This is a genomic window from Bacillus manliponensis, assembly GCF_000712595.1.
In the GTDB taxonomy this organism is placed as follows: domain Bacteria; phylum Bacillota; class Bacilli; order Bacillales; family Bacillaceae_G; genus Bacillus_A; species Bacillus_A manliponensis.
On record NZ_JOTN01000001.1, the window covers coordinates 209,764 to 226,708 of the forward strand.

12 protein-coding genes and 1 riboswitch are annotated in these 16,945 nt (G+C 37.6%); of the genes, 6 read left to right on the forward strand and 6 right to left on the reverse strand.

The genetic code is table 11. From position 1 onward, the window contains the following. The first annotated feature begins 60 nt into the window (after window positions 1-60). Entirely contained in the window at window positions 61-1,275 is a 1,215-nt protein-coding gene (locus tag BAMA_RS00935; RefSeq protein ID WP_034635202.1) for a dicarboxylate/amino acid:cation symporter, read from the forward strand. A gap of 35 nt (window positions 1,276-1,310) precedes the next feature. Here the strand turns inward: BAMA_RS00935 and BAMA_RS00940 are convergent, their stop codons facing one another. Further along, complete coding sequence (locus BAMA_RS00940; protein ID WP_034635205.1) at window positions 1,311-2,375, reverse strand: transcriptional regulator; 1,065 nt, start codon at window positions 2,373-2,375, stop codon at window positions 1,311-1,313. A gap of 344 nt (window positions 2,376-2,719) precedes the next feature. After that, window positions 2,720-2,863, reverse strand: coding sequence for a hypothetical protein (locus tag BAMA_RS24845; protein ID WP_200874655.1), 144 nt, complete (start codon window positions 2,861-2,863; stop codon window positions 2,720-2,722). Between the two features lie 437 nt (window positions 2,864-3,300). Here BAMA_RS24845 and BAMA_RS00945 point away from each other — a divergent pair, with 437 nt between their 5' ends. Continuing rightward, entirely contained in the window at window positions 3,301-4,653 is a 1,353-nt protein-coding gene (locus BAMA_RS00945; protein ID WP_034635208.1) for a cytochrome ubiquinol oxidase subunit I, read from the forward strand. Continuing rightward, the gene (locus BAMA_RS00950; protein WP_034635209.1) at window positions 4,646-5,671 is read left to right on the forward strand and encodes a cytochrome d ubiquinol oxidase subunit II; all 1,026 of its coding nucleotides are present in this window, start codon (window positions 4,646-4,648) and stop codon (window positions 5,669-5,671) included. Before BAMA_RS00945 ends, BAMA_RS00950 begins: the two co-directional genes overlap by 8 nt. 84 nt (window positions 5,672-5,755) lie before the next feature. Here BAMA_RS00950 and thiC read toward each other — a convergent pair whose 3' ends face one another. From thiC to BAMA_RS00970, 4 genes are all read right to left on the reverse strand, one after another. Next, window positions 5,756-7,516 carry a phosphomethylpyrimidine synthase ThiC gene (gene thiC / locus BAMA_RS00955; RefSeq protein ID WP_034635212.1) on the reverse strand — a complete coding sequence of 587 codons (1,761 nt, stop codon included), beginning with the start codon at window positions 7,514-7,516 and terminating at the stop codon, window positions 5,756-5,758. Window positions 7,517-7,769: 253 nt separating this feature from the next. Then, window positions 7,770-7,883: riboswitch (TPP riboswitch) on the reverse strand. Between the two features lie 79 nt (window positions 7,884-7,962). Beyond that, window positions 7,963-9,624, reverse strand: coding sequence for a lactate permease LctP family transporter (locus BAMA_RS00960; protein WP_034635214.1), 1,662 nt, complete (start codon window positions 9,622-9,624; stop codon window positions 7,963-7,965). A 309-nt stretch (window positions 9,625-9,933) separates the two neighbouring features. Then, window positions 9,934-10,419 carry a metal-binding protein gene (locus tag BAMA_RS00965; protein ID WP_034635217.1) on the reverse strand — a complete coding sequence of 162 codons (486 nt, stop codon included), beginning with the start codon at window positions 10,417-10,419 and terminating at the stop codon, window positions 9,934-9,936. Between the two features lie 40 nt (window positions 10,420-10,459). Continuing rightward, window positions 10,460-10,825 carry a YkvA family protein gene (locus BAMA_RS00970; protein ID WP_034635219.1) on the reverse strand — a complete coding sequence of 122 codons (366 nt, stop codon included), beginning with the start codon at window positions 10,823-10,825 and terminating at the stop codon, window positions 10,460-10,462. 798 nt (window positions 10,826-11,623) lie between these two features. Between BAMA_RS00970 and BAMA_RS00975 the strand changes: the two genes are divergently transcribed. The 3 genes from BAMA_RS00975 to BAMA_RS00985 all read left to right on the forward strand — a co-directional run bounded on the left by BAMA_RS00975 (window position 11,624) and on the right by BAMA_RS00985 (window position 16,773). Beyond that, complete coding sequence (locus BAMA_RS00975) at window positions 11,624-13,480, forward strand: LTA synthase family protein (protein WP_415782859.1); 1,857 nt, start codon at window positions 11,624-11,626, stop codon at window positions 13,478-13,480. Window positions 13,481-13,993: 513 nt separating this feature from the next. Next, window positions 13,994-14,863 (forward strand): D-amino-acid transaminase, encoded by an 870-nt coding sequence (locus BAMA_RS00980; protein ID WP_034635223.1) that lies wholly within the window; start codon window positions 13,994-13,996, stop codon window positions 14,861-14,863. Window positions 14,864-15,078: 215 nt separating this feature from the next. After that, window positions 15,079-16,773 carry a C40 family peptidase gene (locus BAMA_RS00985; RefSeq protein ID WP_034635225.1) on the forward strand — a complete coding sequence of 565 codons (1,695 nt, stop codon included), beginning with the start codon at window positions 15,079-15,081 and terminating at the stop codon, window positions 16,771-16,773. Window positions 16,774-16,945 lie beyond the last annotated feature (172 nt).

Below are 16,945 nucleotides of genomic sequence, written 5' to 3' on the forward strand. Positions count from 1 at the left end.
AAATAGAAGAACAAATCTGTATAATGGGGCAGTATGACTTTTTAACTGGAGGGTATTTATATGAAAGCCTATCGCTTTTCACTTATTTTATTATCTTCCATCCTAATTGGTGGTATTATAGGTTATTTCATGGGCGCTGACGCGGTAATGTTAAAACCATTTGGCGACATTTTCTTAAACTTAATGTTTACAATTGTTGTACCACTTGTATTCTTTAGCATCGCATCATCGATTGCGAATATGGATGGATTAAAACGTTTCGGAAAAATTATCTCTAGCATGATTGGAACGTTTTTAGTAACAGGATTCCTTGCTGCAGTATTTATGATTGCTGTTGTACTTATTTTCCCACCTGCTCAAGGTGCTGTTATTGAAATGGCAAAACCAGAACAAGCAGAAACCATTAGTGTAGCTGACCAAATCGTTGGTATTTTCACTGTTTCTGACTTTGCTGACTTGCTATCTCGTCAAAACATGCTTGCCCTTATTTTCTTCTCTATTTTAATGGGTATCGCAACTTCTACGAGCGGTGAAAAAGGAAAACCATTTGCAGCATTCTTAAAATCTGGTGCAGAAATTTCAATGAAAGTTGTATCGTACATTATGTACTATGCTCCAATCGGTCTTGGTGCATATTTCGCAGCACTAGTTGGTGAGTTCGGACCACAATTACTTGGAACATACTTCCGCGCGTCTGTTATTTACTACACAGCCGCAATCGTATATTTCATCGTCTTCTTTACACTGTATGCATATGTCGCAGGACGTAAACAAGGTGTGAAAGTATTTTGGAAGAACATGGTGTCTCCTACAGTAACATCACTTGCAACTTGTAGTAGTGCCGCAAGTATTCCAGCAAACTTAGAAGCGACAAAGAAGATGGGTATTTCTTCTGATATTCGTGAAACTGTTGTCCTACTTGGTTCAACACTTCATAAAGATGGTTCTGTTTTAGGTGGCGTTATTAAAATTGCATTTTTATTTGGAGTATTTAACATGCAATTTACAGATCCGAAAACAATCGCAATCGCAATTGTTGTTTCCATGTTAGTTGGAACTGTAATGGGTGCAATCCCAGGCGGCGGTATGATTGGTGAAATGTTAATTCTTTCTCTATACGGCTTCCCACCAGAAGCTCTTCCAATCATCGCAGCAATTAGTACCATTATCGATCCACCTGCTACAATGTTAAACGCGACAGGTGACAACGCTTGTGCTGTGTTAACAGCTCGTTTTGTAGAAGGTAAGAACTGGCTGAAAAAACAAATTGCTTAATAAATATAAAGAGGGTGCCAAGTTTAGCACCCTCTTTACATTTCAGTTTCCGCTAACAAAGGAAGTACATTATCAAAAATATGTGTATCTTTCTCTTTTCCTGTTACATATCCGCCATAAAAGCGACTCCACAACCAATCATTTCGAAACATCGTCATTCTATCATACAATTCATTTGCAAATGCTGTTTCATCTTCTTCTAATAAATATAAAATTGTTAAACCGTAAGCAGCCGGTGATTCAAATGAAGCAGCTGGTTTTCCACTCTCCAAATGATATCTTCCATATAATTTTCCTTCTTGTTCAAACGTTTGTTTTAAAAACTTCAAATACGCGTCAGACTTTAATCCAGCTAGACTACGGTGGTATGCAACGTAAGATTGGTCAATAAGATTCACTTCTTTATCATATGTGAATGAACCATCCTTTTCATACGTTTTTGGGAATGCCCAGCCATGCCTTGGGTAATCAGCTAAAAACTGAACAACCTCATTATAATCTTCCTCCGTAATTTTCCCGTACTTCTTCATATAAAAGAATGCTTTTGGATTTACATATGAAGTCGTTAACGTCTCATTACTTACCTTAGCTTCTGCATCATAGTAATCGACAAAGAATCGTCCTTTTTTGTTATGTTGCAAAACCGCATCACTAATACGATCAGCAAGCTGTTTATAACGATTTTCATCATACAATTCATACGCTCTATAAAGTTGCTCAATGATACGTAAATCATCAATAAGAGCATTTGTCCTCGTTTGCCTTTCGCCAGAAGGCTCAATTTTCCATAACACGATATTTGTCTTATCTAAAAACTCAGATTGAATCACTTTCATCTGCTCATCAAATAACGATTGGTCCTTCTTATCGAGTGCATATTGTAACCAAAGGCCGGCAGATTCCGATAAAGCTTCACGCCCTGCAGCAATATCTGTACCACCTTCTTCACTCTCTAACCGATATGTTGCTAACGTTCCATTTTCATTCAGCATATCGCGCATAATAAATTTTTCTGTTGCATTTCCATATGTACGAATATAAACAGCACTCCCGATAAGGATGACAAATACAATAATTGCTATGTACCATTTCTTATTCAACGTATTCCCCCCTTATTTCTACTATACACTTTCTTTTTCATTGTAGGCAGTTACTTCACTGTTATACGCACATAAAATGAAACTTCAATCAACGGGGTTTTCTCCATCCCCCGCTGATTGTTAGCCCGACCAATCGGGCTTTTACTCTCCCCCTAAACTTCTTCGCTTTCTCTCAAGTTTTGAGGTTGGAGTCTTACAGCCTGCAAATAGTGGAATGAAGTAATCTCCTTTCGCCTGAAACATCGCTAGATCCCCTATTCAAACTTTAAAAGAAAATTCTCTATAATAAAAAAGGTAACCCTCTTACGGATTACCTTTCCCTTTCTTCCCTCTATTTTATCTACTTATACACTTTCTTTTGTTGGTCGATATAAAGTTTGTACAAGACGATCATATTCCTGACGTGTAATTTCTTTATTGTACAATTTTAATAGTAAGTCTTTATGTTCTTTTGAAAATGCCATTTTTTTAATGACTTCAGGATACATGAAAACTTCCCTCCGTTTCATGAGAACTCTTCCATTTAATCATTGATTACCGAAAACAGAACTTGTGTTCGCTAGATTATTATAAAAGACTTTTTCAAAAAACACAACAAAATAATAAATTCTTTCTATATACATTCACTTTGCGTCTCACACAGCTCATCCACCGCTGAAAACACAAAAGGAAATTCTAATTATCTACCTTTATTTCTAATCTTTTATCCTATTACTCGGTCGCGGCTAAAAAAGGCTCTGACCGTTTCTACACTCCGCCGGGAGCTCTATTCAACCCTAAAAAAGACGGTTTTTTATTTTTTAGAATATTTCAACATTATATTATCATAATCCCTCTAAAAATACATATATATTTTTTGGATTTTTTTTGAATAAAATCTATCTATCAGTAAGAAAATAATGGCAAAAAGAAGAGGAGTAAATATATGGATACTGTTACATTATCGCGAGCTTTCTTCGGTTCATCGTTAGCATTTCATATCATTTTCGCGACACTCGGTATCGGACTTTCTTTAATGATTTTTATAAGCGAAGTGTTATATCAAGTAAAGAAAGATTCTGATTATGCGGTAATGGCAAAAAGATGGACGAAAGCTTTTGCTATTCTTCTCGGCGTTGCCATTCCAACTGGAACGATTGTTGGTGTGCAAATTTCCTTACTTTGGCCAGGTTTTGCAAAAATTGTCGGACAAGTTATTTCCGTTCCGTTCCAAATTGAGATTTTCGCCTTCTTTTTAGAAGCGTTATTTATGTCCATTTACGTATATGCAGCCGATAAGTTACCACCTGTTATGCGATTAATTTCGCTCTTTTTTGTTATGCTCGGCGCTACAGCTTCTGCGGTACTTATTACATCAGCGAATACGTGGATGAATACACCTGCTGGCTTTTCTATGAACCCAGATGGCTCTGTTTATAATGTGGACCCTTGGAAAGCATTCTTTAATCCAAGCTTTTTCACCAGTTCTTTTCATGTTGTCATTACTGCTTATGCAACAGGGGCCGCTGTTATCGCTTCGATTGCAGGCTTTAAACTATTAAAACGAAGTAGTGAAAGAGAAATTGCTTACCATAAAAAAGGGCTATTTTTAGGATTAACAGTCACTTTTATTACAGGTGCCATTATGTGGATGTCTGGTCATTCTTCTGCTGTTGCCCTTCATGAACATTCACCTGAAAAGCTAGCGGCAGCTGAAGGTTTATTTGAAACACAGTCCCATGCTCCGCTTACAATTGGCGGCATTGTTGATCCAAATACACATGAAATGGTATATGGTCTTGAAATCCCTGCCATGCTCAGTATGTTAGTCGATTTCTCCCCTGATACTGTTGTAAAAGGATTAGAAGAGTTCCCAGAAGAAACATGGCCACCATTTTATACACATGTCTTTTTCAATTTAATGGTTGGCACAGCAGCATATACATTTTTCATTGCCGCTCTTGCACTTGCATATTGGTTCTTTATTTATAAGAAGAAAGGGGCACATTTTCCGAAGTGGCTTCTTTGGACGATTGCTGCTTGTGGACCAATTATGATGCTCGGCATTGAATTTGGCTGGATTTTCAGCTGTAGCGGCCGCCAACCTTGGACAATTTATGGGATGCAGCGCACGATGGATGCCGCAACACGTGCTGATTTTGTTGGCCCGTTATTTATTGTCTTTGTCTTGTTGTACATTTTCCTTGGTGCTTTAACAATTTTTGTTCTGCGCACATTCTTTAAACGTCATCCACTTGTAAATGATTTAAATAAAGGTGGAGGTGAGTCACATGCATGAAGCGAGTATTGCCATCCTTATTTTATGGGCATTGGTATTCGTCTATAGTATTTTAGGTTCTATTGATTTTGGTGCGGGATTTTGGGGCATGGCGTTTGCTAAACATCCAACTCTTGCAAGTAAATTAGCTAATCGTTACTTATCACCAACATGGGAGGTAACAAATACATTTCTTGTTTTCGTTGTTGTAGCGTTTTTAGGTTTCTTTCCAAAGGCTACTTTCACACTTGCAACTGTAATGTTTGTACCTGTCACATTAATTCTTGTGCTCGTTGCCATTCGTAGTACGTTTATGGTATTTGCCTACTCCCTTCCAAAGTATGAGCGAACAATGCGTATCATTTCAGGTATTACCGGCTTGTTAGTTCCGGCACTTTTAATTACAGTGTTACCTGTTACAGAAGGTGGATTTATTTCTATTGAAAATGGAGAAGAGACACTTCTATATGGAAAATTATTATCCAGCCCTGTTATCTATTGGTATATGCTATTTGGGCTCACTTCTGAATTATTTTTATCAGCACTGTTTCTTGCCGACTTTGCGCGAGAGCAAAAATCAGAAGACACATATCGACTATATCGAAAGTGTGCAATCTTACTTGGACCCGCAACACTTGTAACTGCCATCGTTGCTCTTGCAGTGATGAACCCAGAATCAAGCTGGCTCCTGGAAGGATTACTAAAACAATTCCCATGGTTCGCCATCTCCTTACTATGCTTTGTTATAGGCTATTCTTCACTATGGTGGACAAATAAAAAACATGGCGGACTTGGCTGGCCACGAGTGGCTGTACTAGCAGTTGTCGCACAATACGGATTTGCAAGCTACGCATATGGCGCTGCTCATTTGCCGTACATCATTTATCCAGATGTGACTGTATATACAAGCTTTACAACGACAGAAACATTTTATGCCCTACTCATTTTGTACGCAGTCGGCATCGCGATTTTACTTCCAGGCTTTATCTTCTTCTGGAATTTGTTCCTAAAAGACCGGACGTTTTTAAAAGAAAAGTAAACGAAAAATCCCCTCGTTTATCCGGACGAGGGGATTTCTATATATGTTAAGTTAGGTACACATCATTATAGAGAGGAATAACTTTTACTGATATAAACGGCGGCCCGTTTCTTTAAACTCTTCGGCCTTTTCTTTCATTCCTTGTTCAATCGCTTCTGTCGTCTCTAAATCATTCTCTTTCGCGTACTCGCGAATGTCGTGCGAAATTCTCATACTGCAAAACTTCGGCCCACACATAGAGCAAAAATGGGCAGTTTTTGCGCCTTCAGCTGGCAATGTTTCATCATGATATTCCATCGCACGCTCTGGATCTAGTGATAAATTAAATTGATCGCGCCAACGGAATTCAAAACGTGCTTTCGATAATGCATCGTCACGTTGATGCGCAGTTTTATGACCCTTTGCAAGGTCAGCTGCATGTGCCGCGATTTTATAAGTAATTACTCCTTCACGCACATCATCTTTATTCGGTAACCCTAAGTGCTCTTTTGGCGTTACATAGCATAGCATCGACGTTCCAAACCAACCAATCATTGCGGCACCAATTGCCGATGTAATGTGGTCATAACCTGGTGCGATATCTGTCGTAAGCGGCCCTAACGTATAGAAAGGGGCACCGTGGCAAATTTCAATTTCTTTCTCTACATTTTCTTTAATTAAGTGCATCGGTACATGACCTGGTCCCTCAATCATAACTTGAACATCATGCTTCCATGCAATTTTTGTTAACTCACCAAGCGTTTCAAGCTCTGCAAACTGTGCCTCATCGTTTGCATCAGCAATTGAACCTGGGCGCAATCCATCTCCAAGTGAGAAGGACACATCATATTGCTTCATAATTTCACAAATTTCTTCAAAGTGTGTATATAAAAAGTTTTCCTTATGATGGAATAAACACCACTGCGCCATAATAGAACCGCCTCGTGACACAATTCCCGTTACACGCTTTGCCGTTAACGGAATATAGCGAAGTAATACACCAGCATGAATCGTAAAGTAATCTACACCTTGTTCTGCCTGCTCAATTAACGTATCACGGTACACGTCCCACGTTAAGTTTTCAGCAATCCCATTTACTTTTTCAAGCGCTTGATAAATTGGAACTGTTCCAACTGGCACAGGTGCATTACGAATAATCCATTCGCGTGTTGTATGAATATTTTTCCCTGTAGAAAGGTCCATAATTGTATCAGCACCCCAGCGCGTTGCCCACGTCATTTTCTCAACTTCCTCAGCAATAGAGGAAGTTACCGCTGAATTTCCAATGTTCGCATTTACTTTCACATGGAAATTCCGTCCAATAATCATCGGTTCTGCTTCCGGGTGGTTAATGTTCACTGGTAAAATCGCACGGCCCTCTGCAATTTCTTTTCGAACAAATTCTGCATCTACACCTTCTCGAATCGCAACATACTCCATTTCAGACGTCACAATTCCCTTTCGTGCATAATGCATTTGTGTCACATTTTCACCTTGCTTTGCCCGAAGTGGTTTACGTCCCATTTGCGGAAATACTGGCGTATGATTAGATGCTGCCTTTATCCCATCATCTTCAGGCTTAATGTCTCGTCCTTCATACTCTTCAACATCACCGCGTTCAATAATCCAATCACGTCTTGGTGCTGGAATCCCTTTTTCCAGTTCTACTTTAAATTCCGGATCCGTATAGGGACCACTTGTATCATATACACGTACTGATGGATTCGGAACACCATTTGTTTCACTTTGTGAAATCTCACGCATCGGTATTTTCATATCACTGCGTGTTCCTTCTACATATACTTTTTTGCTCCCTGGTAAACTTGACTTCAATTCAATTTGCTCAGCTGAAACTGTTTGTTTCATTGCTTGATGCCTCCCCTTTTGTTTGAATATCCGTCCTTCTCCCTCTCGCAACAGTCGGTTAAGCTTTTTTGTCTAAAGTTAAGTGGCTAGCCCTTTGCGTCTAAGAACCTTCCGCACGAGAAAGTAAGGAACACTTTCTGTGCGAAAGAACCTTAGCCAATCAGAGCTGAACGAGCCACCACCGCTTTTCTTTAGACAAACAAAAAAGCCAGGTCCATACGTAAATAAGGACCTGGCTCAATAAGACATCATTATGTAAAGCCGTTAACTTCCCCACGCTGGTACGAGCCAGATCAGGTCCAAAGGGTTAAGAAGTTATTACACTTCTCTCTCAGCCCAATTTGCATGGGCACCCCTAGTTTCATACTGTATTCATTTTTCATACTTTCTCATCATACATCATAATTCGAAAAATGCAAACCATTTTTATTTTCTGTTTTTTAACTTTATGGAATCATCCACGTTAAATAATATGCCTGTACGTATGTCATAATACCTACAATAGTTACAAAGAAAAGACTATGCTTAACTGTAAAACGGAATAAATCTGACTCTTTTCCAGCAAGTCCAACCGCTGCACATGCAATTGCGATTGATTGCGGTGAAATCATTTTACCAGTTACACCACCCGTTGTATTTGCAGCAACAAGTAATACTTCACTAACACCAATTTGCTGAGCTGTAATTGCTTGTAAATTTGCAAATAACGCATTTGCTGACGTATCAGAACCTGTTAAAAATACACCGATCCAGCCAAGGAATGGTGAGAAGAATGGGAATAAACTACCTGTTCCCGCCAGTGCTAACGCTAACGTAGACGACAAACCAGAATAGTTCGCGATAAACGCAAAGCCAAGTACAAGTCCAATTGATAAGATTGGCATTTTTAATTCCTGTAACGTTTCTTTAAATGTTTCAGCCGCTTGCTTGGCACTCATCTTTAGTAAAAAAATTGAAATAAAGCACGCAATTAAGATTGCCGTTCCTGTTGCCGAAAGAATATCTAATTTTAAAATTGCTTCATAAGGCGTTGGCTCATTTACAATTGGCTCCGCCTTCATCACTAAATTATGCAAGACTGGTACTTCGAACTTAAAGACGAGACTTTCTAATGCACCGCCTGGCATAAATAATGTTTTAAAGAACTTTTGACTCCAAATTACAACCATAATAGTCACCACAATAAACGGCGACCAAGCTTTTACAATCTTTCCAAATGTTAAGCTTCCTGCTTGAGGTATTTCCGTCGTTGCTGCAACCTCTCCATTTGCTTGTTTTGACTGATAAATCTCCTTTGGCTGCCATACTTTCAAAAATAGCGCTAAACTTACTAAACTTACAAGTGCGGATGTGATGTCCGGTAACTCCGGTCCAAGAAACGTTGCTGTAATGAACTGCGTAATCGCAAACGATCCACCAGCAACAAATAAAGCTGGCCACGTTTGTTTTACACCTTTTAATCCATCCATTAAAAAAACGATAAAAAATGGTACAAATAAAGAAAGGAATGGCAATTGGTGCCCTGCCATTTGACCAATTTTATGTGCATCAATACCTGTCACTTGGCCAGCTACTGTAATCGGAATCCCCATTGCTCCAAACGCTACCGGTGCTGTATTCGCAATTAAACAAAGTCCAGCTGCGTATAATGGATTTAATCCAAGCCCGGCAAGAAGCGCTGCTGTAATCGCTACCGGCGCACCAAACCCTGCCGCTCCTTCTAAAAAAGCCCCAAATGAAAATCCAATTAAAATGACAAGTAAACGATGATCATTTGTAATTGCTAACACAGATGAACGAATCATATCAAACTGCCCGGTCTTTACAGAAATTTTATATAAAAATACTGATGTAATAATAATCCAAGCAATTGGCCAAAGTCCATATGCAAAGCCGTATCCCGTTGCTGCCATCGCCATTGTAAATGGCATCTTATATACAAAAATAGCAATTAATACGGTTAATAAAACTGTAATAAATCCTGCTGTATGTCCTTTCATACGAAACACAGCAAGCGCTAAAAAGAAAAAAACAATTGGAATTAGTGCTACTGCTGCCGAAAGCCAAATGTTATGAAATGGATCATACACTTGTACCCATGTCCCCATCACTCATCTCCCCTTCTATTATGTTATCCCCTATTTTTATATTTCTTCTCTTCATCATAAGGCCATCCGGTCATCATACCTTTATAACAAAATAAAAAAACGATTATAGAAACCGTTTTCAAGAAGAAATGTTAATTATACTTTACCATATCTTTCCCCGTCCAAAAAGATATTTTTTCAATATTGTTACTAATTCCTCATTTAAACAAACGTTTGATAAAAAACACTCGCATTTCGCGAGTGTTTCTTATCCCACTATTTGCGGGCTGATACTCAGAGGGGCTCTGCCCTCCTGAATGAAGTTTCACTTTATCTCTTTCTTCTTCGGCGCTTCTTCCTCTTTTTTCTCGTACTAATATAGTCTGCTACAATATGTAATGTACTGGCTACAATTACGCCCATAACAAACGTAATAAGTGCCACTTCATGCGCCTTTGCTAACTCTAGTAATCTTCCCTCTAATATTGTTACATTTAATACGTATAAAAAAGGTGAAAATACAATGAGCATATAAAGAAGGCGTATGAGGTCACCGATAATAATTGTATGTGTTAACGGTGAACGATGTGGCATCACCACTTGATATGGATACCAAAAAATACGAAGAATCCCCCATTTTTTATAGGCTGAACTGTGAATATCCAAGTCCGGTGTTAAAAAGAATGTTCCGACAAGAAAACCAATTGCAAATGTAAGTAAAAAATCAAGCGTTGTTAACCCATACAAAATGAGTATAAGCAATACGATTGGAAGAGAAAGCAAGTTAATTTTTGTATGTGTTTTCCCTGATGGCATAGTGCACTTCCTTCACTCGATCCAATGTCCAAACTGAACATCATTGATCTAATTGTTGATCAATAAGTGACGTATCCACATCTGTACCAAACCATTCTGCAAGTTTCGTGCGTGCTTGTTCCTTTACGTCTTCATTTACGTACATCGCAACTTGTACGAGAGCCGCAGTTAATGCACCTAAGTCATCCGTATACCCAAGACCTACAATCATATCAGGAATCGCGTCTATCGGTGTAATAAAATAAGCAAGAGCTCCGATAATTGTCACTTTTACACGTTTTGGGACATCTTTTCGCTGTAAGACATAAAACAGTAGTAGACTTGCATATATAACTGAATGTCCTGCTTTTTTTGCTACACTTTTCACCTTGTTCCAAAATGATTGAACTGTAAACTTTTGTTCCATATATGTGCCCCCTACTTTTTGCTTTTATTATACGTAAATCAATCATATTTTTCCAAATACAACACAAAACATATTCAAATGCTTTTCCAAAGTAGAATGAAACTTATCCTATTTATATATCTTAACAAAAAACAACAAAAAGAACAAATGTTCTATCTGTTTTCATATAAATATATATGATATTTTTCAACAAATCTATCACAGTTGCTGCAATACGCAGAATCCTACTCTCACTCACTATCTTTTATTTCAAACATTGGGCGTCCCACAAAAGGGCACTGACCGTTACTACGCACGGCCAGGTCCTCTATTCATCCTAAAAAGAAAGAGCTTTTAAAAACATTTTTTAAAAGAATTCCTCTCAAAATGTTCAATTTATTCTCTTTTTCTCAATTTTGTTTGTTATATTATATGGTTGACGAGCATATAAACGAATGTTAAAGTTTTGAATGTCAGCTATTAAATTAAATACAAAAACTGTAAAAAGTTACACTGTTCCTAACACCCAAAGTTTGTAGTATAATACAATAATGACGTTATGATTTAGGAACAAACAGAAAAAAGGCAAGAAAACAATAGAGGGTATGCATAGTTCAAAGCATATATGGATGATAGAAATATGGCTACATCCATAGCAACAAAAACTATGTATTTTTTATTTTAGCATTTTTGCTCCAAAATCGACCAAGCCTGATAGAGAAAGGGTGAAAATGGATGAAGGAATCCTTAAAATTACAATTTCAGAACGTGCGCTTTACACTATTTGTAGCTTTAGCCGTATGGTTAAAAACATACATTATTACGCGCACTAGCTTTGATTTAAAAATTGAATCTGTTATGCAAGAGTTAATTTTACTCATTAGTCCATTAGCAATGTCATTACTTGTTGTTGGTCTAGCGTTATTTGCAAAAGGGAAAAAACGTAACTATATTGCACTTGGAATGAACTTTTTACTGACATTTATTCTTGTTGGTAACGTAATGTTCTACGGATTCTTCAACGATTTCGTTACATTACCAGTACTAGGGCAAACATCTAACTTCGGTAGCCTTGGTTCTAGTGCAAAGGAATTATTAAATCTTAAAGTTATTTTAGCTTTTGCTGACATTATTTTCTTTGCAATCCTTTTAAAGAAGAAAAAGGATTTTGCAAAAACAGAGCGTGTTACACGTCCGGTGCGAATTTTATACTTTGTATCAACAGTGGCTGTGTTCTTCGTAAACTTAGGTCTTGCTGAAGCTGAGCGTCCACAACTATTAACACGTTCATTTGACCGTGTTATGTTAGTGAAAAACTTAGGTGTATATTTCCACCAAGCATATGACATTGGCTTACAAGCGAAGTCAACGTCTCAAAAGGCATTTGCAGATAGCAGCAAACTGCAAGAAACTGAAAACTATGTGAAAACAATGCATACAAAGCCTGATCCGAACATGTTCGGTGTAGCAGAAGGTAAGAACGTTATTGTCGTTTCTCTTGAATCATTACAAACATTTTTAATTGGAGCGACTGTAAACGGACAGGAAGTAACTCCTTTCTTAAACCAGTTTATTAACGAAAGTTATTACTTCGACAACTTCTACCACCAAACTGGGCAAGGTAAAACATCTGATGCTGAATTCTTAGTAGATACAGGTCTTTATCCACTTGACCGTGGCGCTGTATACTTTACACACGGTACAAATGAATATACAGCATCACCAGAAATTTTGCATCAAAAAGGATATCACACATCTGTGTTCCATGCGAATAACGCAACGTTCTGGAACCGTAACATGATGTATTCATCAATGGGTTACGATCGTTACTTTAATGAATTAGACTACACAATTACAGAAGAGTCAAAACTAAACTGGGGATTAAAAGATATCGAGTACTTTGATCAATCTGTTGATATGTTAAAGGAAATTGACCAGCCATTCTATAGTCGCTTCCTTACATTAACAAACCACTTCCCGTTCACATACGATGATGATACAAAATACATCGAGCCATATAACTCTGGTAACGGCGTTTTTGACCGTTATATGGTAACAGCACGTTACTTAGATGAGTCATTAAAGCTATTTGTTGAACGTCTAAAAGAAGAAGGTCTGTACGATAACACAGTTCTTGTGTTCTATGGTGACCATTACGGTATTTCTGAAAACCATAACCGTGCAACAGCACAGTTCTTAGGTAAAGAAGAAATTACAGAGTTTGACCATATTAATTTACAACGTACACCATTATATATTCATGTACCAGGACAAACAGAAGGAAAAACAATTTCTGCTCCTGCTGGTCAAATTGATATTAAACCAACAATTCTTCATTTATTAGGAATTGATACAACAAATGACATTAACTTCGGTCACGATTTATTCTCACCAGATCGTACACCTTTTGTTATATTACGTGATGGAAGCTTCATTACAGAGCAATATATTTACACAAACAATACATTCTACGATCGCTTAACAGGTGAAGTAGCCGATGTACCAAAAGAAGAAGCTCAAGCATTGAAAGATCGTGCTCAAAACGAATTGCGTATGTCTGATCAAATTATCGAAGGTGATTTACTTCGTTTCTATGAAGGTCAGAACATAAAAACAGGTGAAATAAAAACTGTTATTAAAGAAGAGAAAAAAGAAGACAAAAAGGACGCTGAGTAATCAGCGTCTTTTTTTATCTTTTAAAGACGATTAAAAACAAAAAACTTTCTTTTTTGGGTGGAATAGCGGACCTGGCCTTGCATAGTAACGGTCAGGTCCCTTTTGGCGGACGACCAATGTTTGAAACAAATGATAGCAAGCAAATGCAGAATTTTAAGTGTTTGCGGAGCCTTAATGTAGTGAATATGTGAGAAACATGTTGTTGCATTTACTTGAACGAAGGAACTAGTCATCATGAGTAATGTACAAAGATTTTTCAAGCTATTTAACTCAGGTCTTTAGACATTATTACACAATCTTTACCTTATATTTACATCCACTTCATAAACGGTCTCTATAATAAAAAATGTAAGCTATGTCCCTATGAAACAAGCTACCCTCCTTATGCAAATGATTTTGCATACAACGTTCTTTTTGGAACGTTGTCTTTTTTTTAAAAAAAGAAGGATTCTTTTCTCTATTTTTCGAATTTGTATATACAAAGTAAGAAATTGTAAAAGGCGGGGACGTATAATGGCATATGAACGTTTTGTATTATGGAATCATACAATCATTGATACAGAAGCTGAAAGAACATCTATTGAGTTAGAAGAACGCGGTTTACAATTCGGAGACGGTGTATATGAAGTTATTCGCATATACAAAGGAAGCTTACATTTACTAGAACCACATTTAACAAGGCTATATCGTTCTATGGAGGAAATTGAGATTACACCGTCATTCTCAAAAGCAGAACTCATTGCTTTTCTTTATGACTTAATTACAAAAAATCAATTTAAAGAAGATGGAACGTTATACTTACAAATTTCACGTGGTGTACAATCTAGAACTCATCCATTTTCTTTTGATACGAAACCTACCGTATATGGTTATATTACACGAAAAGAACGCCCTGCTTTATGGCTAGAATACGGTATTCGAGCTATATCAGAGCCTGATATCCGCTGGCTTCGCTGTGATATTAAATCACTAAATTTATTACCAAACGTGATGGCAAATACAAAGGCAGAGCGAAAAGGTTGTAAAGAGGCATTATTTATTCGAAATGGTCTCGTTACCGAAGGAAGCCACTCTAATTTCTTTTTTGTAAAAAACGGTACGCTTTATACACATCCTGCGAACCATTTAATCTTAAACGGCATTGTCCGTCAGTATGTCATTTCTTTAGCTCATACACTTCAAATTCCAGTACAAGAAGAGCTCTTTAGTATTCGGGATGTGTATGGAGCAGATGAATGTTTCTTTACTGGGACAACGATGGAGATTATGCCAATGACACATATAGACGGAAATGCGATTGCCAATGGACAAGTTGGTAAATTCACAAAATTGCTACAAAAAACTTTTGAACAAAGTATTTCTAATTCGAATGTCACTTTTTAATAAAAACGTATAATATTAGAAATTTTTCTGTTAAATATATGTATTTTACTTGAAAATCAAGGTATAAATTGGTACCTTGATTATTTTTTTGTTTTTTTGCATTATATTCGGATATTTTCATGATTCTTGACACAAATCGACAAGCATTTTAGAATTTTTTTAGTTGGTAATTTTTTCATTGATAGAAAACACTTGCAGAAAGGATTCGACAAACTATGAAAAAGTATCTTGCCGGTCTTGCAGCAGTATCTGTAGCAGGTGCAGCAGCTCCAGTAATGGATAATAGCGTTCAAGCAGCTACAGATCAATCGCCAAAGACCACACAAACAGTTCAAGCCACTTCGCAAAAAAGCGGAGCACACACAGTAACAGCTGATGCATTACACGTTCGCACAGGTCCAAGTACTTCTCATGCAATTATGTCTAAAGTGTACAAAGGGCAAACGGTACAAGTCATTGGAGAAGAAAATGGTTGGCTAAAAATTAGCTACCAAGGAAAGACCGGTTTTGTAAGCGGACAATTTGTCTCAAAAGATAGCAATGCAACAACAAATGTAAACACAACTGGCACTAAAACAGTAACAGCCGATGTATTACGTATTCGTACAAGCCCAAGCACTTCCAGCTCTATTATGGGGCGCGTGTATGAAGGGCAAGCACTACAAGTTGTTGGCGTAGAAAATGGCTGGCTAAAAATCAATCATAACGGAAAAACAGGTTATGTAAGCAGTCAATTCGTTGCAGATGGTGGCAATGCTACAAACTCTACACCTAACAACAATGCAAATGTTCAAGCAGCTAGTGGTAATTATACAGTCAATGTCTCTTCCCTTCGCGTTCGTACAGGTCCAAGTACTTCTCATACAACTTTAGGATCTGTTCGTAAAGGACAAGTCGTACAAGTAACTGGTGAAGTACAAGACTGGTTTAAAATTAACTATGGCGGACAAACTGCCTACATTAGCAAAGATTATGTTTCAAAGGGTGGCTCTGATGCAAATGCAGGCCAAACAAATGGACAAAATAATAACAACGTAACTGTTCAAACAGGCGGTACATACGTTGTAGACACAACCTCTTTACGTATCCGTACAGGCCCTGCTACTTACCATAGTGTAATTGGTGGTGTCTTAAAAGGACAAACATTACAAGTAACTGGTGTCGAAAACGGTTGGTTTAAAGTGAACTATCAAGGAAGAACTGGTTATGTAAGCAGTGAATATGTGAAGTTCGTTCAAGGTGGTACACCATCACAACCTGAGACAAGCAATCCATCTACAGGTACTGCTGTTGGCGATTACTACATTAACGTAAGTGCATTAAATGTACGTAGTGGCGCTGGTACGAACTACGGCGTGATTGGTGCGTTATCAAAAGGAACGAAAGTACAAGTTCTATCTGAGCAATCCGGATGGAGCAAAGTTAATTACAACGGAAAAACTGGTTATATTGCGACAAAATACTTATCACAAACACCAGTTTCAGGTGGACAAGTAACACCACCAACTTCTGGATCAAACGGTGGAAACAACACTGGTAGCACTAATGGTGACATGTCATCATTACTTGCATATGCAAAGTCAATGGAAGGAGTTCCATACGTATGGGGCGGTACTTCAGCAACTGGCGTTGACTGTAGCGGTTACATTTATCACGTATACAAAAAGCACGGATATTCTATTAGTCGTCAAAGTGTAGCTGGATATTGGAACAGTTTCCAAAAAACTTCCAATCCGCAACCTGGTGACTTAATTTACTTCCAAAACACATATAAAGCTGGTCCTTCTCACATGGGTATTTATCTTGGTGGAGGTACCTTCATTCAATCTGGTGATAGCGGCGTAAAAGTTGCATCTTTAAGCAACTCATATTGGAGTAAACATTTCTTAGGATATTCTAAACCTTATTAATTTATAATTTTAAAGCCTTCTAGATTACTAGAAGGCTCTTTTTTTATCTTTATTACGAACGATCACTATTGTAAGCGCCCACATTATAAGGAAATAAGTGTGGATATTTTCCCATTTAATACATCATATTTTCTTATAATCATCCTCAAATGCTCAAAAATGATGAACTTTC